The sequence below is a fragment of the Acinetobacter sp. BSP-28 genome, from assembly GCF_044130285.1.
Lineage (GTDB): Bacteria > Pseudomonadota > Gammaproteobacteria > Pseudomonadales > Moraxellaceae > Acinetobacter.
Genome location: NZ_JBIQOB010000008.1, coordinates 70,520 through 97,057 on the forward strand (window position 1 = coordinate 70,520; position 26,538 = coordinate 97,057).

Annotated in this window: 25 protein-coding genes; 2 read left to right on the forward strand and 23 right to left on the reverse strand. The window is 45.5% G+C overall.

What is annotated here, in order from left to right:
* Positions 1-5 precede the first annotated feature (5 nt).
* On the forward strand, positions 6-977 hold the full coding sequence (gene secF / locus ACE01R_RS07660; protein WP_395550138.1) for a protein translocase subunit SecF: 972 nt from the start codon (positions 6-8) through the stop codon (positions 975-977).
* 122 nt (positions 978-1,099) lie between these two features.
* Here the strand turns inward: secF and ACE01R_RS07665 are convergent, their stop codons facing one another.
* From ACE01R_RS07665 to cysM, 23 genes are all read right to left on the reverse strand, one after another.
* A complete protein-coding gene (locus ACE01R_RS07665) occupies positions 1,100-1,534 on the reverse strand; it encodes an excinuclease (protein WP_395550144.1) in 435 nt (144 codons plus the stop codon).
* Between the two features lie 20 nt (positions 1,535-1,554).
* Entirely contained in the window at positions 1,555-2,775 is a 1,221-nt protein-coding gene (locus tag ACE01R_RS07670; RefSeq protein WP_395550147.1) for a beta-ketoacyl-ACP synthase, read from the reverse strand.
* Positions 2,775-3,500, reverse strand: coding sequence for a 3-ketoacyl-ACP reductase FabG2 (locus ACE01R_RS07675; protein ID WP_395550149.1), 726 nt, complete (start codon positions 3,498-3,500; stop codon positions 2,775-2,777). Before ACE01R_RS07675 ends, ACE01R_RS07670 begins: the two co-directional genes overlap by 1 nt.
* Positions 3,497-3,934: a 3-hydroxylacyl-ACP dehydratase gene (locus ACE01R_RS07680; protein WP_395550150.1), complete on the reverse strand. Its 438-nt coding sequence runs from the start codon at positions 3,932-3,934 to the stop codon at positions 3,497-3,499. Before ACE01R_RS07680 ends, ACE01R_RS07675 begins: the two co-directional genes overlap by 4 nt.
* Complete coding sequence (locus ACE01R_RS07685) at positions 3,931-5,136, reverse strand: beta-ketoacyl-[acyl-carrier-protein] synthase family protein (RefSeq protein WP_395550151.1); 1,206 nt, start codon at positions 5,134-5,136, stop codon at positions 3,931-3,933. The genes ACE01R_RS07680 and ACE01R_RS07685 overlap by 4 nt, the downstream gene beginning before the upstream one ends.
* A gap of 6 nt (positions 5,137-5,142) precedes the next feature.
* Positions 5,143-5,709 carry a DUF3261 domain-containing protein gene (locus tag ACE01R_RS07690; protein WP_395550153.1) on the reverse strand — a complete coding sequence of 189 codons (567 nt, stop codon included), beginning with the start codon at positions 5,707-5,709 and terminating at the stop codon, positions 5,143-5,145.
* Between the two features lies 1 nt (position 5,710).
* Positions 5,711-7,009 carry an NAD(P)/FAD-dependent oxidoreductase gene (locus ACE01R_RS07695; RefSeq protein ID WP_395550155.1) on the reverse strand — a complete coding sequence of 433 codons (1,299 nt, stop codon included), beginning with the start codon at positions 7,007-7,009 and terminating at the stop codon, positions 5,711-5,713.
* A gap of 11 nt (positions 7,010-7,020) precedes the next feature.
* A complete protein-coding gene (locus ACE01R_RS07700) occupies positions 7,021-9,354 on the reverse strand; it encodes an MMPL family transporter (protein ID WP_395550165.1) in 2,334 nt (777 codons plus the stop codon).
* On the reverse strand, positions 9,329-9,913 hold the full coding sequence (locus ACE01R_RS07705; protein ID WP_395550305.1) for an outer membrane lipoprotein carrier protein LolA: 585 nt from the start codon (positions 9,911-9,913) through the stop codon (positions 9,329-9,331). The genes ACE01R_RS07700 and ACE01R_RS07705 overlap by 26 nt, the downstream gene beginning before the upstream one ends.
* Positions 9,914-9,982: 69 nt before the next feature.
* Complete coding sequence (locus ACE01R_RS07710; RefSeq protein ID WP_395550166.1) at positions 9,983-10,402, reverse strand: acyl-CoA thioesterase; 420 nt, start codon at positions 10,400-10,402, stop codon at positions 9,983-9,985.
* Between the two features lie 19 nt (positions 10,403-10,421).
* Positions 10,422-11,954, reverse strand: coding sequence for a histidine ammonia-lyase (gene hutH / locus ACE01R_RS07715; RefSeq protein ID WP_395550167.1), 1,533 nt, complete (start codon positions 11,952-11,954; stop codon positions 10,422-10,424).
* The gene (locus ACE01R_RS07720) at positions 11,954-12,832 is read right to left on the reverse strand and encodes an acyltransferase (RefSeq protein ID WP_395550310.1); all 879 of its coding nucleotides are present in this window, start codon (positions 12,830-12,832) and stop codon (positions 11,954-11,956) included. Before ACE01R_RS07720 ends, hutH begins: the two co-directional genes overlap by 1 nt.
* Before the next feature lie 55 nt (positions 12,833-12,887).
* Positions 12,888-13,622 carry a glycosyltransferase family 2 protein gene (locus tag ACE01R_RS07725; protein WP_395550174.1) on the reverse strand — a complete coding sequence of 245 codons (735 nt, stop codon included), beginning with the start codon at positions 13,620-13,622 and terminating at the stop codon, positions 12,888-12,890.
* Between the two features lie 12 nt (positions 13,623-13,634).
* Complete coding sequence (locus ACE01R_RS07730) at positions 13,635-15,305, reverse strand: AMP-binding protein (protein WP_395550180.1); 1,671 nt, start codon at positions 15,303-15,305, stop codon at positions 13,635-13,637.
* Between the two features lie 12 nt (positions 15,306-15,317).
* Positions 15,318-15,872: a septation protein IspZ gene (locus tag ACE01R_RS07735; RefSeq protein WP_395550186.1), complete on the reverse strand. Its 555-nt coding sequence runs from the start codon at positions 15,870-15,872 to the stop codon at positions 15,318-15,320.
* On the reverse strand, positions 15,869-16,117 hold the full coding sequence (locus tag ACE01R_RS07740) for an acyl carrier protein (RefSeq protein WP_092820298.1): 249 nt from the start codon (positions 16,115-16,117) through the stop codon (positions 15,869-15,871). The genes ACE01R_RS07735 and ACE01R_RS07740 overlap by 4 nt, the downstream gene beginning before the upstream one ends.
* Before the next feature lie 9 nt (positions 16,118-16,126).
* Complete coding sequence (locus tag ACE01R_RS07745) at positions 16,127-16,387, reverse strand: phosphopantetheine-binding protein (protein WP_395550194.1); 261 nt, start codon at positions 16,385-16,387, stop codon at positions 16,127-16,129.
* Positions 16,384-17,193: a lysophospholipid acyltransferase family protein gene (locus tag ACE01R_RS07750; protein ID WP_395550196.1), complete on the reverse strand. Its 810-nt coding sequence runs from the start codon at positions 17,191-17,193 to the stop codon at positions 16,384-16,386. Before ACE01R_RS07750 ends, ACE01R_RS07745 begins: the two co-directional genes overlap by 4 nt.
* Complete coding sequence (locus tag ACE01R_RS07755) at positions 17,178-17,816, reverse strand: beta-ketoacyl synthase chain length factor (RefSeq protein ID WP_395550197.1); 639 nt, start codon at positions 17,814-17,816, stop codon at positions 17,178-17,180. The genes ACE01R_RS07750 and ACE01R_RS07755 overlap by 16 nt, the downstream gene beginning before the upstream one ends.
* 233 nt (positions 17,817-18,049) lie before the next feature.
* Positions 18,050-20,356, reverse strand: coding sequence for a RelA/SpoT family protein (locus ACE01R_RS07760; RefSeq protein ID WP_395550198.1), 2,307 nt, complete (start codon positions 20,354-20,356; stop codon positions 18,050-18,052).
* 29 nt (positions 20,357-20,385) lie between these two features.
* Positions 20,386-21,777 carry a 23S rRNA (uracil(1939)-C(5))-methyltransferase RlmD gene (gene rlmD / locus ACE01R_RS07765; protein ID WP_395550207.1) on the reverse strand — a complete coding sequence of 464 codons (1,392 nt, stop codon included), beginning with the start codon at positions 21,775-21,777 and terminating at the stop codon, positions 20,386-20,388.
* A gap of 6 nt (positions 21,778-21,783) precedes the next feature.
* A complete protein-coding gene (locus ACE01R_RS07770) occupies positions 21,784-22,605 on the reverse strand; it encodes a 3'-5' exonuclease (protein ID WP_395550209.1) in 822 nt (273 codons plus the stop codon).
* A gap of 20 nt (positions 22,606-22,625) precedes the next feature.
* Positions 22,626-23,546, reverse strand: coding sequence for a cysteine synthase CysM (gene cysM, locus ACE01R_RS07775; RefSeq protein WP_395550211.1), 921 nt, complete (start codon positions 23,544-23,546; stop codon positions 22,626-22,628).
* A gap of 153 nt (positions 23,547-23,699) precedes the next feature.
* Here cysM and ACE01R_RS07780 point away from each other — a divergent pair, with 153 nt between their 5' ends.
* Positions 23,700-26,510, forward strand: a complete 2,811-nt coding sequence (locus ACE01R_RS07780) for an ATP-binding protein (RefSeq protein ID WP_395550214.1) — start codon at positions 23,700-23,702, stop codon at positions 26,508-26,510.
* Positions 26,511-26,538 lie beyond the last annotated feature (28 nt).

The window sequence follows — 26,538 nt, forward strand, 5'->3', positions numbered from 1 at the left end:
GATCGATGATGACTGATATGACTCAACCGAAAAAGAAATACGGTCGCCCTGATGATGAGCGCATCATTGACTTTATGAAGATTGCCAAACCAGCGGCAATCATCTCTATCATCCTGACTCTCGCCAGTATTTTCTTTATTGCTACCAAAGGTCTAAACCTCGGTTTGGACTTTACCGGTGGTGTCTCTGCCGAGTTGAACTATAAACAAGCTGCAAACCAGGTCGAAGTTGTTCAGGCCTTGAGCCAGGCAGGTTTTAAAGATGCGGTCGTACAAACCCTCGGCAGTAACAAAGACCTTTTGGTTCGTATGCCTGTTCAAGACATTGAAGTAGAAGATCTGAATAACGCCATCACCAAAGCGGCACAATTACCGAATAACCCTGCAGTAGTCCACAAAGTCGATTCTGTCGGTGGACAAGTCGGTAATGAGCTTTATGTTCGTTCGGCAGGTGCCGTAGCCTTGGCATTACTGTTAATGCTAGTTTACGTGACCATTCGTTTTGAATTCAAACTGGCCGTAGGTGCAGTGCTTTCGTTATTCCATGACGTTGTTGTCACCATTGGTATTTTTGCCATGATGCAATGGCCGTTTGATTTAACGGTATTGGCGGCAATTCTTGCGCTATTAGGTTTCTCGTTAAACGATAACATTGTGGTATCCGACCGTATCCGTGAAAATTTCCGCAAGATCCGTGGTGCAACCCCACGTGAAATTGTCAATATTTCCTTAACGGAAACTTTACGTCGTACCATCCACACCTCCATGACTTTATTGCTGGTCGTTGTAGCAATGATGTTCCTGGGTGGTGAAGGTCTACACTGGTTCTCGATTGCAATGTTTATTGGTGTATTTGTGGGTACCTATTCTTCAATTTATATCGGTACTGCATTTGCATTATGGCGTGGTCTAAACCGTCAAGACTTTATTGTACAGGTGAAACCTGAATTTGATGAAGAACAGGAAATTCCAAAGTAATTTCTATATTTTCTTTAAATTGCATAAAAAAGCCCATCACATGATGGGCTTTTTTATCTGAGCTAAAAATACAAAAAGCTATCGCTTCAACTCGATATTTAAAAATCAGATGCCAATCAAGCTTATAGCTTTGCAAGATCGCCTTTTAAAGCTACGCCTGCAACAGCCATACCTTTGGCACATTTGTACGTCGTGGTGCTCTTGGTTTCGTTAGACTTGTAGAAACTCACAATATTGGTGACCGCATTAGCACCGTTGGCTTTTGCCGTATTCTGGAACTGGATTAAAGCTGAACGTAATACATGATCACATGAGCTTTCAGCAGATTTGGCAAAACCGTTGGTTTTCTTGTTGGTGACCAAACCTTTTTTAATTACTTTGCCACCCGCTTTGGTTCCAGCCAAATAAAATTTAACCGAACCATCTAGCGTACCGTCAGCCACGGCACGACTCACCGCTTCCTGAAAGTTGAAGTCATGCATTTGATCTGCAGCCTGAGCTGAAACTACCCCACCGAAACATAATGCAGCTGTAAGTGCTAATTTCTTGATGAACATGATGTACCCTCTAGTTGTTGTTAGACACGTTTAAAAATCAGGGAGGTATTAATCCCTCCAAAAGCAAAATTATTACTCATAATAACGTCGGTATGCATATTTCTTGATTGTTTGACGATGTAATCCAGATCGCCGCACGCCGCATCAATTTCATCCAGATTTAAAGTCGGGATGAAGGTATCTCGTGACATCATCTCGATACTCAGCCACGCCTCAATTGCTCCGCACGCCCCGAGCGTATGCCCAAAATAACTTTTTAAAGAACTAATCGGTTTTTTACCCAGTATACGTGCTGTAGCCTGAGTTTCCGCAATATCCCCTTGATCAGTCGATGTACCGTGTGCATTCACATAGTCAATCTGGTCTGCTGCAATTTGCGCATCTGACAGAGCCAGTTGCATACAGCGTCCCATCATTTCCGAATCTGGACGGGTGACATGCTGACCATCGGTGTTGCTGCCATAACCAATGATTTCTGCATAAATTTTGGCACCGCGAGCCTTAGCATGTTCATATTCTTCCAGAATCAAACAGCCTGCACCTTCACCGACCACCAAGCCATCACGCTTGCTATCGAATGGACGCGGCGTTTTTTCCGGATGTTCATTTTGGCTACTGGTAGCCATCAGCACATCGAACACCGCAGAACCTGCGGCACTGAGTTCCTCAGCGCCCCCGGCTAGCATCACGCTTTGCTTGCCATATTTAATCGCTTCATAAGCCTGACCAATCGCCATGGAACCTGAAGTACAGGCACTGGAGGTCGGCAAAGTTAAGCCTTTTAAGCCAAAATAAACGGTCATGTTGACGGCACTGGTATGCGACATCATGCGGATATACGTGGTGGCATTCAGCTTATTCATGTTGTTGTCAATCAACATGCTGCCAAACTCGCCAATTGCGTCGACACTGCCTGCGGATGAACCGAAGGCTACACCTGTTTGACCACTATTTAAAATCGGGTCATTTAACAGGCCTGCATCTTCCAGTGCTTTTTCAGCACAGACCGTTGACATCAGAGCCACCCGACCCATGCCGCGGGTCACTTTACGGTTAAAATGCTTGGGAATGGTATAGGACTCGACAGGACCACCAAGTTTGCTGCGTAAGTCAGTGTACACTTCCCAGTCCGGCATATAGCGAATGCCGCTTTTACCCTGTTCAAATTGTGCAAAAATTTGATCTGCCGTTTCACCTAAAGAGGTGATTCCCGCCATGCCCGTGACTACAACACGTTTCATCAAATCAAGCCCCCATTGACAGAAATCACCTGTCGGGTGATATAGCTGGCATCATCGCTACACAAAAATTTCACCACTTTGGCCACTTCATCGACATGCCCCATGCGCTGTAATGGAATCATTTTTAAGGCATGTTCTTTCACTTCTTCAGTGACCATCTCAGTTTCAATTAAACCGGGTGCCACACAGTTGACGGTAATTTTTCTTTTCGCCAGTTCCAGTGCCAAAGCCTTGGTCGCGCCAATCAAGCCCGCTTTAGCCGCACTGTAATTGACCTGTCCCCGATTGCCCATTAAACCTGAAACTGAAGATAAAGTCACAATGCGTCCACCCTGTTTTAGGCGAATCATCGGCATCACCAAAGGTTTGAGCACATTATAAAAACCATCTAGTGAAGTCGAAACTACTTCATCCCAGTCACTGTCAGTTAAAGCCGGAAATGCCGCATCACGGGTTAAACCAGCATTGAGTACCACGCCGTAAAATGCGCCATGTTCGGCAACATCTTGCTCCAGCAATTGCATGGTTTTTTCGCGCTCATTCACATCAAATAACAGTGCATGGCTGGCTTGTCCCAAAGCTCGGATTTCCTCTACCACCTGCTCGGCTTCTTGCTGTCTGGAACGTGCATGCACGGTGACATCAAAACCTGACTGTGCCAATTGCAAGGCAATGGCTTTACCAATTCCACGGCTTGAACCTGTTACTAAAATTCTTCTATTCACACTGTATCCCTAATATTTTCTTCAATTTCTGCCGGTTCAAAGACGCTCAACATGGCACTAAAACGGTGTTCTTGATATTCAATTTCACAGTGAAACTGCCCTAAGCCTTCATGCAGATAGCCCTGTTCTGCTTTAATCCTGACGGTTTCCCCTAAAGCAAAATAAGGCACAGGCAACTGCATTTTGCGTGTACCCAATAAAAAGCCAATTTTTGGCGGCAAGCCTGACATCTGACCTTTATGTCCTGCATAGGCACTAATGGTTTGTGCCATCAATTCAATACTGGTCCAGGTCGGTAAACCTTCAGCTTCACAAAACATCAGTTCAGGACGAATCACCAGTTCGGCAATCGCAAACACATCATTGGCTTCAATCAGATGATCGACAAAAACCATCGGCTGTTCATGCGGGATAAACTGTACTACATCCATCATTTCAATTTTGTTCCAAAAATTAGGCTGATATTGCTGCCCCCAAAGGCAAAAGAATTACTCATGACATATTCTATCGGTTGTTGCAACTGCACATTTAGCACATAGTTGGCTTGGTCCAGTTCAGGATCAATAGGACCTGCTTGATGCAAAGGCAGCCAGGACTGATCGACTAACACCTGCTGGCAAATCGCCGCTTCAATTGCACCTGCTGCGCCCAGACAATGTCCGGTCTTATGTTTGGTGCTACTGATCGGCACATCATAGTTTTGAAATACCGTCTGAACCGCTTTAATTTCCATAGCATCGTTCTGCGGAGTTGCCGTACCGTGCATATTTAAATAGCCAATCTCGTCAGACGTGATTCCAGCCATCTGCAAGGCTTTTTGCATGGCTTCCGCAGCGCCTTTTCCTTCCGGATGCGGTGCGGAAATATGCCAGGCATCCATGGATTCACCCGCTGACATCAACATCACTGGTGCAGTTTCTTTGGACAATAAAAACAGTCCCGCCGCTTCGCCAATATTGATGCCACCGCGCTGTGCCCCACAAGGCTGACACAGAGCGTTGGATAGGCTTTCTAGACTATCGAAACCGTTTAAGGTTAGCTGGCATAAGGTGTCTACACCACCGACCAGCACGGCATCAGCCAGATCGGCATTAAGCAAACGCTGGCCTGCTGCCATGGCTTTAGCACTGGAAGAACAAGCCGTTGAAATGGTGTATGCTGGACCTTCCCAGCCCAAATACATTTGTAGGCCTTTGGCCAAACTGCCCATTTCCTGTTTGTAATGCTGAATTTCTATATCTGCCTGATTGACAAAATATTGTTTGAGCAGCTTTTCATTGTCGGCAATGCCTGAGGTCGATGTGCCCAGAATCACCGCCAGACGTTTAGGGTCAAATTGCGCTGTATAAGCCCGCACTTCAGCTTCAATTGACCTTAACGCCGTTAAGGCAAACCGTAAATTACGTGAATCGACATCATTTAAAAACTCAGGTACTTTTTCAATCAAGGCATGTGGATATGCTCCCACCCAGACCTGTTTTTCCGGAATAAATCCTGAAACAAAACTCAAAGTATTTTGCTGTGTGGTGAGTGCCTGTTTGGTCTGTTCAGCCGTATTGCCGAGTGCAGACAAACCCACACTCAACTGAATGCCGACCGCAGGATGTGCTGTGGTCATGTTATTGCCCATAATCATCCTCTTTTATTCAGTGCTTTGCACATCTGGGTTTTCTCCATCTGTGTTGGTCAGGCCTTCGCTGATAGCACTGATCACCATTTGATAAGGGACCTGTAGATTATTCAATTCAATCGCATCATCCTGATGCAAAATTTTTAACACAGGCTGTTGATTAATAAAAATACTTTGTGTCTGAGCTGAAGTTTCAATTTTGACATTTTGCTGCTGTAAGCTGGCAAAATTTGGATAAGTGGCATAGAGAATATCGCGCACTACAAATTCAAATGGCAACAGCTTCATTTGCTCGATGCGCTGTTCGACATGGACTTTATGACCATCAAAACTGAGCTTAAATAACTGCTGCCCGGTCAAGGTCAAAGCCAGCATTTCCAGCTTTTGACCTTTTTGTTGCTGATACAGTAAAAAGCTGAAGCTTTGGTCTTTCCATTGCACTTCCAACTGATCCTGACGCTGATAATTCTGTGCAGTCCAGGTTGCCGTTGCCAAACCCTGTGCTTTAGGCAACATTGATTGACAGCCACTACAAAGCAACACGGTGCTCAGTATCATCCCCGTCCATTTCAGTTGCATATCAGACACCACTCAGATCAGTGTGAACCGGTTCTGGATCCCGGCAATATTCCGCCAAAGTATTTAAACGCTTTTTGGCATTTTTATGAATCGGGTTGCTATTATCCCAGGCATAACCGGCCAGTAACGAAGACACCATGCGACGGATTTTCTCATCCTGATTCTTCGAGAACACCACATCCTGAAATTCACCGCTATACCAGGATTCCACATAGGCACGGAATACCTGAATGCCAGCACGTAGCGGTTTTTCGTACTGTTCCATCCAGTTCACCGGCTGACCTTGCAGCACCTGATCAACCAGTGGAATAGCCAGACTTGAAGATTTCAGGGCAATAGTCACACCAGATGAGAATACCGGATCAAGGAACTCGCCGGCATTGCCCAATAAAGCATAGTTACATTCTGCCAGATGTTTGACATCGGCAGAGTAACCCACCAGGGTACGTACTGGAGTATCAAATTTGGCATTGCGAAGTACCTGTGACAGGCTTTCATCATCTGCCAAAATACGTTTCAACAAGGCATCTAAATCATAGTCAGCACTGTCATCAAAGCCATAATGCTCAAAGAAATCCTGTTCGGCCACCACCCCGAAAGATGAACGACCATCGGCAAATGGAATCAACCAGTACCAGGCACGTGGATCTTTGGCATGTACCGTAATCAGGATTTTTTCCCGGTCAAAATCGGGGTCATCCAGAATGCCATCTTCAATATGGGTAAACACGGCGCGGCGTACCGGAAAATCAGACGGGCTTTCCAGATCAAGAAATTTTGGCAAGATTCGGCCAAAACCGCTGGCATCGAGTAAAAATTTGCCCTGAATCTGATAGACCTGCTGCTGTTCGTCTTTGACCGTTAAAATCGGCTGTTCTGGTGCCACATCAACATCAATCACTTCATGACCGAAACGGATGTCGGCACCGTATTTTTCTGCCTGCTGTGCCAGCAAATGGTCAAAATTGGCACGGCGCACCTGCCAGGTGGTGCCGGGACCGTCACTAAATTTCTCGCGGAAATCATAAAAACTGCGCTGCTTGCCCTTTAAAAAGGCAGCGCCATTTTTAAACTGGAAGGCAAATTCTTCTACATGCTCACGCACGGTGTCCAGCAAGCCTGCTTCTTCCAAAAACACCATCGACTGTGGCAGCAATGATTCACCAATGGAAAAGCGTGGAAAATATTGTTTTTCAATGATCGTGACCTGATAGCCTTTCTGGCGCAGTAATGCTGCTGCCGAACTCCCCGATGGCCCTGCGCCGATAATTAATACATCTGTGTGTTGCATGGTGCTCATTGCACTGTACCTTATTCTCTCAGCTCTTTTGGCTGATACTGTTGAAGCACAACATGTTTGGCATCGGATGACGTAAACAATGTTGCATAGATAAATGAAAAAATTACCCCAAGTAAAACCGTCAGACCAAAACAGTGAATGGCATAAGTCTGGCTAAAGGATAATAACCCGAAACCCAGCAAGGTCGACATCATACATAGGAATAAGGCCATGCCCACCACTTGGGGATGATCATGTCCGTGACGGTAGAAAATGGCATAGTCCACGCCAATCCCGATAATCAGGAAAGTACCCATGATGCTGAATAAATTGATTTCCACACCGAGCCAGGCCTGAATCGCAAAGGTGGTCATTAAAGCCAGACTGACCGGTAGCACCAAAGGCAAAATAGACTTCAGGCCATAAATGATGCCTAAGCCAATCATCAAACAGATTAAAGCCGAAACCAGTAACCACTGTGCCTGTATACGATGCTGCTGGAATAATTCGGACAGTTGATTGACCGGACGTAATAGCTGTGCCTGCGGAGTATTGAGCTGTTGCAAGGCAGCCACATCATGCGCATTTTGCAGCAGCACCAGACGCTCGGTTGGGCTCATTTGTAAAAAAGCCAAAGGATGTTGGCTCATTTCAGCAGGACTGAGTAGAGGCTGCTGGGCCAGTTGCTTTTGCCAAGCCAACACCTCTGCCGGATTGAGCTGCAATGCGGCGGCATAGTCCTGTAAGGCACTGGCTGGAATGGCTTGCAGTAACTGAATATTGTGTTGTTGCTGCGCTTTGGATGGCAGCCATTGACCGAGAGCCTGAAAACTATCCAGTTTGTTTTGTGTCTGCAAAACTTGCAGTTTTTCTAACAGTTTCTGTTCATTTTTTTCCAGTTCCTGCGCCGTGTTGCCATGCACCACAAAGTATTCACTGCTTTGCTGCTGCATAAAACGTTCACGTACGTACTGATCTTCCTGCTTTAATTTTTGATCCATACTTTGCAAGTTACGGATATCATCATTGCTTTGCAGAAACATCAAACTGCTGCCGGCGACCACAGCAATTAAGGCGATCAGGCCATAACGCAGACGGTTTCTCGACTGTACAAAACCTCGTGCTTTGCCAATAAAGCTTAAATGGCGAATGGCCGGTTCAGCATTTAAAGGTGGCAATCTCGGCAACAATAAAACGCTGGTGATCCATGCCGCAGCCAACCCGACCATTGAAAAGACTGCAATCTGCTTAAAGCCCGGGAATGGGGTAAAGCTTAAGAAAATATAAGCGACCAAGGTGGTCATCAGGCCCATAAACAGGCTGGGCAATAATGGCTTTAATACCGCAAAACCGTCAATATGCCGATGCTGTGATTGCATGGCCATAAAGTAAAAAGAAAAATCGACACAGACTCCGACCAGACTGGCACCAAACACCAAAGTCATCAGGTGAATTTCCCCAAACACCGCATGGGTGATGGCAAAGGCCACCAGACAGCCGGTACCTACGGCAATCATTTCGGTCAGCATCGGACGAACCGAACGGAAACCAAACAGTACGAGCAGGAAAATACCTAGGGTCGAACCCAGGCCAATGGTGGAAATTTCTTTTTCCGCCGAGGTGGTGCCGAACTGGGCAAACAGCAAGGTGCCAGTCCAATGCGGTTCAACCTGCATCTGTTTCAGCTTTAAATTTAACTGCTCAATCCATGCGGAAGTTTTTTCCTGATAATCGATATTGTAGGGACTACTTTTCAGTTCCAGCACCACAAGTCGTGAAATGCCCTGCTCATCGCGAATAGTGGCAAAACCATGTTCCAGCGTAATATCCGGGTTCGCCTGTAAACTGGACAAGCCCACGGCATAACGTGGAAATAATAAGAGCGGGTCTTGTTGTAACAGCTCTGCTGTGACCGGCATACCTGGACTCATGATCTGCAACAGGCCTTGTTCGTTCAGCGCGGTATAATCCTGTTGCTCCAGCAGCTTTTGATCTGCGGATGACAGCAGACCGGCACGATGCTGATATAACACCTGAGCAAACTTCTCACTGTCCAGCTGTGCATGTAGCGGTTGCCATAAATCCGTTGCGGCCACACTTTGTTTAAAGGTGGCGGTGGCTTTGTCTAAGGCGACATCATCTTTGGCATTTAGTACCATAAACACTTTGTCATTCAGCTGCTGACTGACATGTTGCTGCGCCCGCTCCAACCGTGGATCATGATGGGCTTCCGGCAATAAGGCAAAGATATTGGTTTGAATATGAATATCTTTTTTCAGCCAGGCCGTACCCAGCGCGATGGCAATCACGCCGAGTACAATCAGCCATAGCGCCGTAAATTTATTTTGCCAGTTGGAAAAGTGCATTTTCCTCAGCCGTTAAAGTTTGGGGTTGAGTGATTTGCTGGCTAAAGCGAATGGTGGTGCTATTATTGGCTTTTTCACGAATCACGATACGATCGACATAGCGCTGGCCTTGCGCGTCGACACGAACAAATAACTTTTTAAACAGGCTGCTTTTTGGCGTTAAAGCCACATTCCATTGTGCCGGGCTATAACTGGCAGAAACAATATTGAAGTTTTTGGCCAAAGCCGCTTCATTACCCGACATCAGCTGCAAGAACATAGTGGCAACCGAACCATACGGTGATTTATCAATTGCAATCTGGCTATGCGTGCGCTGGGTTTTTTGCACCAGTTTACGCGGAGTGACAATCAGGTCTGCTTTGACCGGATGCTGGATTTTCCAGATCACACCTTGAGATTTGGAAAATAAAACCGTGCCTTTAGAAACAAAGGTTTTATTCATTGCAGCCAGCTTTTTTTGCTGTTCAAAATTGGCCCGTACTGTTGTCGTTTCGGATAGCTGGCTGAAGATTTGTCTGAGCTGCGGATTTTGTGCATGCACCGCTTGCGACAGCATCATCAGCAGAGACAGCAGTCCTGCCAGTAATAATCCTGCTGCACGTTGTAGATTGAGAGATATCATCTTGCTTTACTCCGGCTTAAACTCAGACCAGGCGTTTAAACGCTGCAATAAAATTTGCGGTGACTGGAAACACATTTCCCGACTGGCAATATCTACCGCCACTTGTGAGGTATAGCCTTTGGTGAGCCTTTTTCCACTTTGGGCATCAAAAATCTGGTATTCAATTTTCAGGCGGTTTTCCCATTCTTTTAAAATGGCACGCACCCGAATTTTCTGTTCAAACAGGATGCCATGCGCATAACGTACATGACTTTCAATCACCGGCCAGGCATAGCCAGAATCACGCATCTGTTTATAGTTATAATGAAACTGGTCTAGCAACTTACAGCGGGCAATTTCAAAATATTTCAAATAATGCCCATGCCAGACCACGTCCATGGTATCCACATCATGAAATGGCACTTCAATAATCACATCGGCATGCATCGTCTGTTTCCTGATCTGTTTAGTGAACAAGGTCACTGCTTAATAATTCTAAATTTTCCAAGCGGTCGACCAGTTGCTGCAATTCATTTTGCAATGGACGATCTTCGACCACATAATCAAAAGTCTGCAAGACCCACGCTTTAAAGGCAGTCAATACTTCTGCCAAATTGCCATCCAGACCTTTTAAATGAATGGCTTGTACACTGGCACAGCACAGCGCTGCAATCACCTGTTCGGTCAGTACAATCACACGACTGGCATCACGTGCCGCAATAGTACCCATACTGACCTTGTCCTGGTTATGACATTCGGTCGAGCGGGAAAAAATCGATGCTGAAAGCGTCTGTTTCAAGGCTTCTGCTGTCCATGCTGACACCCCAATCTGTACGGCCTTAAAGCCATGATTCAGTGGTAGACGCTCATCGGTCGCCCCGGTTAAATTACGCGGCAAACCATTATTCATTTTATAGTCCACCAGTTGTGCCAACTGACGATCCATTAAATCGGCAATATTGGCGATCATGATTTTCAGGCTGTCCATGGCTTGGGCAATATGGCCGCCATAGAAATGGCCACCATGCAACACGCGTAAGTTCACCGGATCAATCAGCGGATTGTCATTACTGGAATTCAATTCATTTTCAATAAACTGACGTAACCAAACTTTAGAATCTTCAAACACGCCAATAATATGCGGCGCACAGCGTAGCGAATAACGGTCTTGCAAGCGTGAACTCTGATGTTCGGTTTGCACTTCACTGTTTAGCCAATCACGTAATTGTGCGGCAATATGTTGCTGCCCCGGATGCGGTTTTTGTGCAAACAGCACTTCATCAAAATGACTTGGATTACCTTCGAGAGCCAACACATTCAGCGCGGTAATACAGGTGCTGGCTAAACTAATCTGTTCGGCCTTTTTATAGTTTAGGCAGGCAATTGCCGTCATCACGGCAGTGCCATTCATCAGTGCCAAGCCTTCTTTGGGACGCATCACTAAGGGCTGCATGCCTTTTTCTGCATACACAGCACTGACAGGAACAATCTGACCTTGGTAATAAACATCTCGTTCACCGACCAAAGCACCCGCGATATAAGATAATGGCGTTAAATCACCACTGGCCCCAACTGAACCTTCGGATGGAATCACCGGAATGACATTTTCATTCAGCATCCAGACCAGACGTTCCAGCAGCGCATGCGAAACTCCCGAATAACCACGTGCCAATGAACATAGACGTGTCACCACCACCGCACGAGCAGTAATTAAATCCAGATTTTGACCCAGGCCACAGCCATGAAAACGGGATAAATGCAAAGGCAGTTCATTGACTTGATGCGCGGGAATTTCCACCAGACAGGAGTCACCATAACCGGTGGTCACTCCATAAATCACGCCTTCATCTTGCAGTAACTGATCCAGAAAATCGGCACCGCGCTGAATCAAATCCTGCCATTCTGCACTGGCTGGTAAAGCGACTGATTTTTCCTGACGTGCAACAGCCACCACATCTTCAATTGAAAGTGGTGTTTCCCCAATAACTAAAACTTGCATTAATCTTTGTTCCAAAAATTATAAAAATTAAACCATTGATACGGCGCACGAATACAGTGCTGTTCCAGTAAAGCCACATATTCACGGATGGTCGTTTGCATGGCGTGCAGACGGTTTTTGCGCGGAAAATTCAGCTTTTCCGCAATGGAGTGAATATGTACTTCAAAACGATGACCTACCCGATAACAAAACACGGCCAGTACTGGCACTTTTAGCAGACTGGCTAAAATCCACGCCCCTTGCGGCCAATTCGCCTGTTCACCTAAAAATGAAACTGATTGAACCCGGTCTGACTGCACCGGTACGCGGTCTGCTGCCACAATCACCCACTCTCCTTGATCGAGTTTATCCTGCAAAATCAAGGCTGTTTCAATCCCCAATTCATCCACCGAAACCAGATTGACATCGGCATGATCATTCAGTTTTTTCAGGAACTGGTTAAATTTAGTGGCATGCTTTTGATAGACCAGCACATTAATTTTTTGTGGATGTTCCGACTTAATCGCGCGCAGCAACTCGATATTGCCAAAATGCGAAACCACAATCACCGCACCTTTTTGATAATGCGCGCGGAAATGTTCGTGTCCATGCAACTGCAATTGCTGCTCGGGGATTTTCCCCAGCCAGCCTTCAATTTTATCCAGAATACATTCACCAAACTGCATTAAGTGCAGATAGCTATGAGTTAAACCCGGTGGAGTTTTAAATGGTGAATCTGAACCTGCAAAATGATGCAACTTGGTTAAATAGCGTTGTGAGGCCTGACGCGCCGTGACTGAAAAAATCCAGAACCACAAAATAATAAAATACATCACTACACGGCACAGCCAGCGACCGCCCAGACGATAGAAAGCCAGCACCAAGTTCAGTGACATCATCCCGCCACGTTCTTGAATATCACTCCATTTGCTTGAATTCAGCTCAGCCACAAAATCAACCTTTCACTTTCTGTGACAGCAATTTGGGCAAGCGCAGCAGCATGCCGCCAAACAGGCGTACATGCGCCTGACTCATCCCCAGATTGTCTCGCCATACATTGAAATGCGAGATGCCATCTTCAGGATAAATCACTTTAGTCGGCACATTAATAAAAGGCACATTGGCCCATTTTAAACGCACCAGAATCTCACTATCGAAACCCATACGTGGCTGAAATTTTGCTGAATCTAGTACTTGAATGGTCTTGGCTAGAGGATAAACCCGGAAGCCACACATGCTGTCCTTGATATCTAAAGACAAGCTGTTAATCCACACCCAGATATGGGTAGCATAACGTCCATAAAGGCGTTTTTTCGGCACAGACTCATCGAAAATGGGCTGACCGATAATCATCGCATCCGGATATTGTTGAGAGATTTGCAGGAATTTTGCCACATCCTGCCAGTCATGCTGACCATCAGAATCGAGCTGCAAGGCATGGCTAAAACCAAGCTTATGGGCATGGCGCAAACCGCTCATCACCGCCTGACCTTTGCCCTGATTATGAGTATGTTCAACCAGATCAACTTGAGGATGTTTGGTAACAATCTCATGTAAAAGTGCCGTGCATTCTGCATCACTGCCATCATTCACAATAATGATTGGTAACTGAAACTGATCCAGATGAGTCACTAACGCCTCAATATAATGAGGATGGTTATAAACTGGAATGACAAAACATTGCTGCATCTACATTTACCTTTAAATCGGATCGTTTTGTGTATGAAACAACAATCGTCCAGAGGCCAAGGTCTGCTCTGCATGGGTGATTTCAAAACTGACTTTGTGCAATTTTCTCGACATTTTTAACTGCAGTACCATACAAGGCTGAATCAAATCCTGAAATTTGAGCTGCTCAAAACCGTTGCACCATTCAAGGTCTGCCCAGGTTTGACGGGCAAAATGCTGAATAAAACCGATTTGCCCTACACCAGGGAATATCGGGTGACCTGGAAAATGCCCTTTAAAGCATTCCAGCTCAGGAGAAAACTCCAGACGATAGAACACCTGCTCTGGCTCATTTTGCTGTTCCAGTACTATAGGCAACAACATAGGTTGAAATAAGGATTTCATGTATTGTTTATTCAGCTTAGATTGGGCATTTTGCGGTAATTGTGTCAAAAATCGCCACTGTCTTGGAATGGCAATGCTTTCCAGCTTGGCCTTTAACTGTGCTTTGATGGCGGCCACACATTGCGCTTTAGTGCCTTGTTTTAATTGTCGTCTGGCCGGCTCAGACAATACTGCCACACAGGCTAAAATCTGACGATGTTCCCGTTCCAGAATTAGTACATGGCATTGCTCAATGCCATCCAGCTCAACAATTTTCTGCTCGATGGCATCCAGACTTAAGCGTTTTTCTTCCAGTTTAACAATCCGGTCTAAGCGCCCCAACAAACGGAAGGAACTTTTTAAATTGTCCGGGTCAATCACTTCAACTTTATCGCCAGTGAAAATCCAGTCTTCACTAAACGCATGATTGGTTCTGACTTGTAGTTCCTGCTGTTCACTGGCCTGAATATCCACATTGGCAAAGGGTGTCCATAAAGCATCATCCTGCTGACGATGGGCAATCCCCCCGGTTTCCGAACTGCCAAACACTTCGCTAATCGGCCGGTTCAGATACGGTCGTATACCGGATTCCAGTTTCCCACCGGATGAATAAACTGTGATGCAATCTTGCAATACAACGTCACTGGTCCAGCGCTTTAACAGGGCCGGACTGGAAATCACATAATTATCAATCTTGAAAGTGCTTAGTTTTTTCTGGATATCCGCCACATCTTCAGGAAATGCCCGCTGTGCCTGATAAAAGCAGCGACCGCTTGCCAGTGGCCAGAGCAACTTAAACAGCAAACCATAAATATGCTGATGGCTCACTGTAGCAATCGCAATCGCCTGTTCAGGCAACTGAAAACTGGCATTCAGCCCCTGCACTTCATTGAGCAACTGATGCAAGGTGCGCGGAATTTTCTTCGGCTGACCAGTTGAACCCGAAGTATAAAAATAGAGCTGTGCCTGATTTAAAAAAGCATCATCCAGATTCAGTTCAATCGGCTGGTTATGGGGAGTAGATACAGGCTGGCGCTGTAAAAAATAAATGTTCTGTTCAGCCAGTTCTTTTTCTAAATCGCTAACACGATGCGGAGGCAACAATACCTGTTTTTTGGCCAACAGTGCCGCAAACAGCAGCACTAAAAACTGGTAACTGTCAGCTTCCCATAAGGCCCAACTTTCTTGTTCCAGAAACTCAATGGCATGGCTTTGTTGTATCACATCCTGCCAAAAATCCCGAAAGCGGATTTGGCTTAAATCAGGCTGAATGCACAGCGGTTTCAGTGAATTAAGATGATTTTGAAAATGACACAACATAATATTCTGTTTTTATTCCTGAAGTTGATTTAAGCGCTGTTGCCGCTTACGCAAGATAAATTCACCTAGTAGCAATAGCCCCATCAATACATAGGAAATAAAGCCGTTATATAACACCCAGGTCTGCATAGAGGCAAAGAGCACAGTCGCCAAGGCAATCAAGGCATTCAATATAAAAAAACCGCACCACACCATGGTGACTTTACGGGTCCAAATCACGCCTGCTTCGGGTAAGTCCGGTTCTGCCAATCGGGCAAAACGTTCGATCATTGACGGTGGATGAATTAAAGTCGAGGCAAAAATCATACATGCCCCTACACTCATGAATACCGGATACAATTTCAGCCAGGCATGATCTTTTAAAATCAGGCTCAAACTACCACATAAAATGGCAAAGCCAGTTAATGGCCACAGCAAGGCATTGCCCTTACTAAACAGGCGCAATAGTCCCAATACAATCAGCAGGCTGCTGACCCAGACATAGTGTCCATGGGCCAGACTATAGCCCACTAAAAAGGGATAGAGAATCAGTCCGATTGCCACTATCCCTTTCAACATCAGTTTCATGCAGCAGACATGTTCTGAATCACAGTCACCACATCCTGCACTGTGCGTACACTTTTAAAGTCTTCAGGATTGACCTGTTTACCGGTCAATTCTTTAATTTTGACCACCAGATCAATCGCATCAATACTGTCGACATCCAGATCAGTGGCTAAATTTGCATCCAGTTGCACATCTTCAGGGCTAATCTCAAACAGATCTTCCATCCATTCTCTTAATTTTTCAAGTACTTGTTCCTGAGTTAGCATCACGACCTCTTATGCCTTTTGCTGTGCTTCAACCAAAGCCACCAGACTTTGAATTGATTTAAAATGTTGTTTGGTTTCTGCCGATTCAGCATTCAAATGAATGTTGTAACGTTTTTTTAGCGCCAAGCCCAGTTCCAAAGCATCAATGGAATCCAGACCCAGTCCATCGCCAAATAAAGGGGCTTCGGTTTCAATATCATCTGTGCTGATGTCCTCAAGGGCTAGAACATCAATAATCATTTGCTTTAATTCATCAGCAAGATTGCTCATTTTTTAGATAACTCTTGGTTAAAAAATTGGTGTAATTGATGATTCAGCTGACGCACATGTTTCGGATTTACCGTTGCATCCTCCAGCAGATCATCGACTTGAATGGCATCCAGCACCTTCACATGAATATGAAACGGTTTGGAAGGTACGTGATACCATTTTTCATTCTTGGTTAAGGTTGAAGGCGTACAGCTGATCAGCACCGGACGAATCGGCACGTTGGCACGAATCGCAATATTCGCAGCGCCGCGCTGAAATTCATTCAGCAACTCGCCTTTTGCAGTCCGTGTTCCTTCCGGAAAAATCAGCAAAGAGGCAGCCTGATCCTGCTTTAATTTTTCAACGCAGTCATGAATAAACTGTTCAGAACCTGCATTTAAAATATAACCGGCATTTTGTACCGGGCCTTTGGTAAACGGGTTGGACCAGAGTGCCTGCTTGACCACGCAATTGGCTTGTTCCATCAGACCAATCAGCACCACCACATCCACCAGTGTCGGATGATTGGCAATCACCAGTTCCTGCTGACTGTGCTGTAATTTTTCCAGCCCCTCGATGTCATAGGTCATAATTCCCAGTTTTACCATCATTTCGGTAAAGCCTTTGAAACTATGCTTGATCACTTTTTGCGTGCGCTGCTGACGTAAATTTGGATTTTGGGTGGATAAATTCACCAGAGGAGCAATTAAACCACCAATGGCCACGCCCCCAATGCCGAAACTGGCAAAACTAAACCCGGTTGCACCCACACGCCACAGGTAGTTGGCTTTTTGTTTAAGTTGATCTGGTTTTAACATGTTTGCCACGCCTGAGTATGCAGGTGAACTTGACTCTGTGCAGATTGCTGCCAGAAATCATGAAAATTGAGTGCATCTTTATATTTATGGCAATGATTGCCTAGTACTTGCATATCCAGTTGCAGGTTGGGTGCGTCAAGACCAACAATTGCCGACATGGCAAAGGCTGTAAAAGGCTCAGCTTCCTGATAAAGTGCGGGTAATGCCTCGTCGTAATACACCACCAGAACGCGTGGATTTGGTTGCGTTGTGGTTTTTAACCAAGCATAGGCTTCAATCAGCGCTTCGCTCCACGAAGCCGCCAAACTGGTCGAGGGCGTGGCATCCTGACATAAAATGGAATACAAACCGGCAATGGCATTATGCACTGAGGTGGAAAACTGGGTCGGTGACGGGGTTTGATCTTGCAGCACATCGGCCAGAATTTTCAGAGTCTTATGTTCATCGCCATATTGCGAAGTCCAGACGATATAATCTGCCGATTCACCATTTAGCGATTGAATAGCACTGCTTAAAGCGAGTTTGGCAATCCCAGACAAACGTCTGCGCTGCATGGCTGGAATTTGTTCTAAGGCGGCAACGGTTTCATCGGCACGACTTATGCACAGTTGTGACACATTGATTTGAAGCATTGCCCTAATTTTCCATACCCTAAAATATTTTAGCTCGAGGCTATTTTAATTTGCCGGATTATAGCATTTGTAATAAAAATTACACAAAATGTATCTTGTATAATATTAATTATTTAAATTTATAGTTTTGATTTCATTGTATATTTTATTTAAAAAACCTTTAAAAACTGATCAGGCATAAAAAAACCAGCAACACATGTTGCTGGTTTTTACCCTATCAGTGCCGCGTTAGATTAATTGCCTTGTACCAAACGACGCGCACTAATAATGCCTGGTTGCTGCTCCAAACGCGCCAACAGACGTGATAACTGGGCCAAACCTTTAACCTCAATCAACAGCTTCATGTTAGCAATACCATCCGCTTCAGAAATGGTATTAACCTGACGAATATTGATCTGATCCGAGAAAATCACTTGGGTCAGGTCTTTAAGCAGACCACGGCGGTCATAAGCTTCCACCACAATCTGTACGCTTTGACCACGGGTCGGCTGCATTTCCCAATCGGCTTCAACGGCACGCTCAGGTTCCTGGGAAATCATGCGCACATAATCCGGACAGGCAACCTTATGAATACTGACCCCACGATTCAGGGTGATATAACCGCCAATCGATTCGCCATGCACCGGTTGACAACATTGGGCAATATGCAGTTCCACATTGTCCAAACCGTCAATTAAAATGCCATGTGCCGACAAGGTATGACTGGCACGCGGATTTAAGGTCGGTTTGAGTACCAGTTCAGGCTCGTCCTGACCGATATGCATATGACGGTTGACCTGATTGATCAGGGCGTGCAGGCTAATGTCGCCATTCACCAGACCAATCAGAATGTCTTCACCCAATTTGACATTGAAATGATTGCAATAGTCACTTAAATCAATACTTTTGGGATGAATCGCCAGACGTGAAAGTTCTTTGTTGAGAATTTCACGACCCACTTCCAGATTTTTACTGCGATCTTGCTGTCTGAACCAGTGACGTAACTTATCCCGTGCGCGGGCTGTTTTAATGTAACCCAGCGAATTCACCAGCCAGTCGCGATTCGGTTCACGGTCTTTCTTGGTTAAGATTTCAACCTGCTCACCAGTCTTTAAGGTATAGGTTAAAGGCACATAGCGCTGGTTGACGCGTGCTGCATAACATTTGTTACCCACTTCAGTATGCACGTGATAAGCAAAATCCAAAACAGTCGAACCACGCGGTAACTCTTTGATATCGCCATCACGGCTAAACACATAAATTTTTTCAAAGCCTTCAAAATCTTGAATTTGTTCAAAATTTTCTGGTTCATCCTCTACTTTATGCGCACTGGCATCATTACGTTCCTGATAATGTTCCAGTACGGCACGCAATGAATGCAAACGATGATTGAAGGAATGGTCGGTATTTTTGGCGCCTTCTTTATAGTTGAAGTGCGAACATACTCCAAGCTCGGCTTCTTCATGCATATCCTTGGTTCGGATTTGCACTTCAAGCGACTTGTTCTCGGCAATCACGGCAGTATGCAATGAACGGTAGCCATTGGCCTTCGGGTTGGTAATGTAATCATCAAACTGATGCGGAATATGGCGCCAGATTTGATGCACAATACCCAAGGAGTGATAACATTCGGGTACAGTTTTAACTAAAACCCGCACCGCACGAATATCATACAGCTGGTCAAAGCTTAAGTTTTTGCTTTTCATTTTTCGATAAATCGAATAAATGTGCTTCACCCGTCCGGTAATTTCAGCTTCAATCCCGTAGCTGCCCAATTCAGTTTTCAGCTTATCAATCACAAACTGAATATATTGTTCACGCTCCAAGCGCTTTTCATTCAGTAGCGATGCAATTTCTTTATAGCGTTCTGGTGCCAGATAACGGAAAGCAAGATCTTCAAGCTCCCATTTAAGCTGGGCAATCCCCAGACGATGCGCCAAAGGCGAGTAAATGGTTAGAATCTCGCGCGCAACACGTTCCTGACGTTCACGAGAGGCTTGGGTCAGCTCACGCAAAGCATAGGTACGTTCTGCCAGCTTGATCAGTACCACACGAACATCTTCAGTCACGGCAATCAGCATTTTATAAATGCCGCTTAAATGTTCACGCTGGTTATTATTAAAATGATCTTCCAGACGCTTGTTCTTTTCAATCAGCTCGGAAAGCTTACCCATCGCCAGTGTCCCTTGCACCAGGCTATAGACTTGCTCACCAAAATGTTCCTGCACTTCTTCCAGCGTCATCACGCCTTCACGCACACTACGGTACAGCATTGCGGCAGACAAGGTCGCTTCATCGACATGCAGATGCGCCAAAATATCGGCCATTTCAATGCCGGTATAAAAGGTGTTGGAACGATGGTTAACCGTACTTTGCAGTTCTTTCTGTAAAGTTAAATGCGCTACATCTTCGAGTTGTTTTAGCGCTGTATCATCTAATATGCCACGAACCCGATTTAGCCATTCAGCCAAATCATGTCGAGCTTGTTCGGCATGTTCTACAGTCGCTTCCTCCGACAACTCATTGAGACGTCCAGGAAGCTGCTCACGTACTGTGACCATACCCTACTCCTACTTTTTTACACTTCATATTATAGATCGTTTATTTCGTTGTATTTTTCGAATAAGGCAATAGATTCAACATGTCCCGTATGGGTAAACATATCCATTACCCCAGCCTTTTTTAATCGATAACCATGTTTCGCCAGCACACCCGCGTCTCGCGCCAGTGTGGCAGGATTACATGATACATAAACGATTCTTTTTGCACCGAATTTGGGCACATAATACATTATTTCCTCCGCCCCTGAGCGTGGAGGATCAATCAATAATGCATCAAATCCCTGATTTGCCCAAGAATGATGCGAAAAATCTTTTGTTAAATCTTGTGAATAAAATTTTACGTGACGCATACCGTTTTTCTCGGCATTTTCTGCACCACGTCGAACCATTTCTTCACTCCCCTCAACAGCGACCACCTGACCGGTTTCACCGACACAACGAGCCAGCGGCAAGGAAAAATTACCCAAACCACAAAACAGGTCGAGTACGCGCTCACCTTGCTGCAATTGAAGCAAATCACATGCCAGCTTCACCATCTGCGGGTTAATGGTCGAATTGACCTGGGTAAAATCAAGCGGATTAAAGCCAAATTCCACATCAAACTCATCTAAAGTGTAATGCAAACGCATGGCAGCTGTCGGATCATCGACACGATGTAAACTGTCGCTACCTGCAGGCTGCAAATACAATTGCCACTCTTTGTTTAACGCAAACTGTTTTAATCGGTTGACATCATCGGATGACAATTTTTCAGTATGACGCACCACCAGGGCAATTTCATGATCTCCCATGGCCAATTCTACATGACCTATGGCTGCTTTGGCCGTTAGACTTTCGAGTAACTGTTTCAATACAGTAATAGAACCGAACTCACGATCCAGTACCATACAGCGATCAATCGGGGTCAATTTATTGCTCTGACGTTCACGGAAACCCACCACCAGCTGATCTTTAGCCGGAATATAACGCACCCCGATACGTGCTTTACGACGGTAGTCTGCACGTTGTGAGCGTAACGGCGTGAGCCATTGCTCGGGTTGGATGCCGGCAAAATGTTCCAGATGTGATTTTAACACGTCCTGTTTAAGTCGAATCTGCTCATCTTCTTGAATGTGCTGCATATTACAACCACCACAGACACCGAAATGTGGGCATGGCGGTTGCACACGCAAAGCAGAAGGTGCACTGAGGATTTCCAGACTATCCGCTTCTTCTAAACGTTTCACCACATTGGTGATTTGCGCTTTGACTGTCTCTCCAGGCAAGGCATAACTGATAAAGACCTTTTTACCTTGCTTGTCACTTGGGTGATCGGGATGTGATCCATAGTGCGCGATTCCCCGTCCTTCATGTGAAAGAGACTCAACCTGGAAAGTGTAAATCGGATGCTGAGCTGGACGTGGCTTGGTTCTATGTTTCATGAATACCTAGAGTGTGGGAGAAATAAAATCTGTAGCGGTAAATTCGGTATGTTGTGAAGTTTCACGCCATACCTGAAGAAAATCTGCGTGTTGCGGTTGATGCTGTAAATACTGAATGGTCGTTTGAATCCAGTAACGGTGATCTTCTGTCAGCAACTGACCTTTCAGCAATAACCAGCGCAAATAGATCAGCCAGGTATTCAGCACATCACCTTCACAGTAGCTGGTCAATTTTGACCACTGTTGCTCACGGACATATTCCGGAACATGGTAAGCACCATCACCGCGCTTGCCCGGAAAACCGAGTAAGTGTGCAACATCATCCAGCTTCTGGAAGTGACGACCATTGAACATGGCCATGACATCCATTAAATCGACATGACGCTGATGGTAACGGTTCTGGTAATTATTATAGCGCTTTTGCTGATCAATTTCGCCCTGATCAAACAAACTTGGTGCCGACAGACCATGATACATGGCACGGAATAAAATCACTGGCAAATCAAACTGTGAACCATTCCAGCTGACTAGGGTTGGATGACGTTTATCAAAAATGGACAGGAATTTTTTTAAAATCTCTGCTTCGCTATATCGCTCGCGGCTAAATGAAAACAGTTTCATCGCGCCATTTTCATCAATCCACAGTCCGGAAATACAGACAATTTCATGCAGCGGCAAACGCTGAAAATCCAGACCCGATTCCTGACGGCGCAATTTTGTCAGTGCCTGTTCCAGATCTGCTTCGGGCAAATCCAGATGATATAAATGCGCACCTGACTTTAAATCGGTCAGGGTTTCGATATCAAAAATTAAGACAGGTAAGCGCATTTTATCTCACAGTTTTTTAATTATTCAGGGTCTACTACAGAGAATAACCCGGTAGACAGGTAACGGTCACCACGGTCACAGACGATGCAGACAATCACGGCACCCGGATTTTCTTCAGCCAGTTTAATGGAAGCCCAAACCGCCCCGCCTGATGATGTTCCGGCACTGATGCCTTCTTTACGTGCCAATTGACGCGCGGTTTTTTCCGCTTCAATTTGTGGAATATCCATAATGCGGTCAACGCGTTTTGGATCAAAAATGGTTGGCAGATATTCTTGTGGCCAGCGACGGATCCCGGCAATATTTGAACCTTCCGAAGGTTGTAAACCGACAATTTGAATATCAGGATTTTGTTCTTTTAGGTATTTGGAAATCCCCATAATCGTACCCGTGGTTCCCATGGAACTGACGAAGTGGGTAATTTTACCGCCGGTTTGTTGCCAGATTTCTGGACCGGTCGTCATGTAATGTGCTTCAACATTGTCCGGATTACCAAACTGGTTCAATACCAGCCCCTTACCCTCTTTTTGCATTTGCTGCGCCATATCACGCGCTTCTTCCATACTGGAAGATTCAATCAGTTCAGCGCCATAAGCACGCATGGCATCTTTGCGTTCCTGACTTGAACCTGCAGGCATAATGAGTTTCATTTTATAGCCACGCATGGCTGCAACCATGGCTAAGGCAATCCCTGTATTTCCGCTGGTCGCTTCAATCAATGTATCGCCCGGCTTAATTTGACCACGTTTTTCAGCTTGCATAATCATGTTGTACGCTGGGCGGTCTTTTACCGAACCTGCAGGATTATTTCCTTCAAGTTTAGCCAATACTGTTGCTTGAGTGTGACTTGCTAGACGCTGTAAACGCACCAGAGGAGTTTTTCCTACATAATGGTCCAGTAAAAATTCGTCAGCTTGGAAATCAGGGGTGGTATTACTCATTATTTGCACCTATATCGAGGTGCGCCTATTGTATGGAAAAATGCTTCCTCCTGCACCCATTTAGCAGGCTTTTTATTGAAAGTGATTAAAGCACAGTCAGTTTTAAATAAAGCATGCTAATATGCAAAGCATAGGGAATAAACTGCTTTAACCATGTCAAATATCAATAAAAAGTTATTTAAGCGTCTACACTTAAATCATGCTTATGGACAACTCATCGCCATGATTTTTGTCCCCATTATGGTTTTGGCATGTGTGGGGGCAGTGCTGGTTTTATCCGAAACCTCAAATGCATCACGGGCGCAGCAACGTCAGATGGCCATTGCTATTGTAACCCGCTATCAGCTGACCGCCGAAGCCGCATTCGATCTGCTCAACCGCTATCCCTGGCAGTATGATCAGGCCCGCAACACCCTGCAGGTCATGCTGGATGAAAAACATTTAATCCGTGCCGCAATTATCGACCCCCAAGGCAGAAACCGTTTAAGTATTGGTTTTCAAGACCAGGAAGCCTGGCCCACGATTGACTCTAAAGCCGATTTTGTCGGCCCAATCCTGCATAATCACAATCATATTTATGCCTTAAAAATTAATGAACATACGGATAACCCAGCCAGACTGGTGATTGAGCTGGATAACCAGCCCTTAGAAATTGCACATTACCGGGTCATGATTGTGCTGATCGCGACCGGTCTACTGACTTTATTACTGCTTTTACTGTGCCTGAATTTCTATTCACGGCGCTGGATTGCACCGATGTACGAAATCCGGATGCAGTTACAACGCCTGAATGCAGACACCCTTGATCAGCACATGGTGATTAACAGTACCGGTGAATTGCGTTTATTGCAGCGCGATATTGCCAATGTGGTGAAACGCCTGCACTTCAGCTTTCTGGAACTGAAAGAACATACCGAACAGACTGAAGATGACTTACGCCGTACTTTAGATACTCTGGAAGTGCAAAACATTACCTATCGTCAGGCACGTGACCAGGCAATTTCAGCCAACCAGTCCAAGTCGGTGTTTCTGGCCAATATCAGTCATGAGTTACGTACTCCGTTGAACAGTATTGATGGTTTTATTCACTTATTGCTGCGTCAAGGCAACTTGAGCAATGAGCAGAACCTGTATTTGCAAACTATTCGTAAATCTTCTGCCCATCTGCTTGCACTGATCAATGATGTACTGGATTTCTCCAAGATTGATGCCGGCAAACTGGAACTGGAAACTGCACCGTTTGATCTGGAAGAAGCCATTTTTGATGTGATGGATATGCTCTCGCCTTTAGCGGCACAGAAACATATCGATATGGCATTTTACTATGCCGACAATATTCCAACGGAAGTGATTGGCGATGCCTTACGCTTCAAGCAGATTCTGACCAACCTGATCTCCAATGCGATTAAATTTACCCCGGATGGGGAAATTATTGTTCGTGCCCGCATGGAACATGATGATATCGGTCAATGCCTGTTGCACTTTAGCGTGCAGGACAGCGGTATTGGTCTGAGTGGTACAGACCGCAAAAAACTGTTTGAGTCCTTCTCGCAAGGTGATGCTTCCGTGACCCGTCAGTTTGGCGGTACCGGACTCGGTCTGGCCATTTCCAAACAGCTGGTGCATTTGATGCAAGGGCAAATCGGCTTTGAAGACAACCAGGAACGTGCACCGACGGAAAAAGGTTCGACCTTCTGGTTTACTGCGATGTTTGTGGTCGATGAAGACATTGAAATTGTACATCCGCACTTTGAACAGATGCAGGTGGTTTCCTATTTGGCCCATCCTGCCACAGCCAACATTTTGCGCCATTATCTGGAAAATTATGGTGTGCATCATGTCGAGACCAGCTCGATTCTGGACCTGTTCAGCCAGCTGAATAAAATCACGAAAAGCGATGAAAATACCTGGCTGATTGTCGATCATAGTGGTGACGGTGAAGCCCTGCTAAAAGAAATCCGTAGCCGCTATCATGGCAATATTGCTGTGTATGGCTACCAGATGGCACTCGATCCAAACATGCTGAACGAGTACCGGGCCCGTCCACTGTATCAACCACTCAGCCGTAGCGCCTTAATTCAGCTGCTCAGCAATCAGCCTGTTTTCGAGCAGGATGTGCATGAAGAGTTTAATGGACAAGGTCTGCATGTATTGGCCGTTGATGACCACTTGCCTAACCTGATTGTTCTGGAAGCGCTGCTCGCAGAACTCAATGTCACCACCACCAAGGCCTTAAGTGGTCAGGAAGCGATTGAAATCATTCAGCAGCGTATAGAACAGGATTTACCGGCATTTGATGTGGTGTTTATGGATATTCAAATGCCGGTGATGTCCGGTATTGATACTACCCGCGCCATTCGCTCGCTAGAGTCCACTTTAGAGAACCATAAACGCTTGCCGATTATTGCTCTAACTGCACATGCCTTGGCCGATGAAAAGCAGAAACTGTTGCAGGTCGGCATGGATGATTACGTCACCAAACCGATTCAAATGGAACAGATTATTCAGATTCTGACCCACTGGACCTCGGAAAGCTTTAAAAAAGCCAAAAGTGTTGAAAAGGCTATTCTAATTGAAGCACTGGATCCGAATATTCTGGACTGGCAACAAAGTCTGCAACTGGCAGCCAATAAAGAAGATCTGGCCATCGACCTACTGAAAATGCTGATCGACAGTTTCCCTACAGAACTGGATGAAATGCAGCAGTTGATTGAGATGGAAGATTTCCCTCAACTGGAACATGTGCTGCACCGTTTATATGGGGCAACCCGTTATGTGGGTGTTCCTCGCCTTCAGGAAGTCACCGGTGGATTCGAACAGTTTGTTTCTGCTTTACGTAAAGAACGCCGCAAGGCGGATGAAGCCTTCATTCAGGAAACCCTGCAACGATTTGATGAATTACAGTCGGTCATTCAGCAGGTTGAACAGGCTTCACAGCAAATTTTAAACAAACAAAGTATCTAGGGTCCGGTTGACACTTCGTCTATGTCTG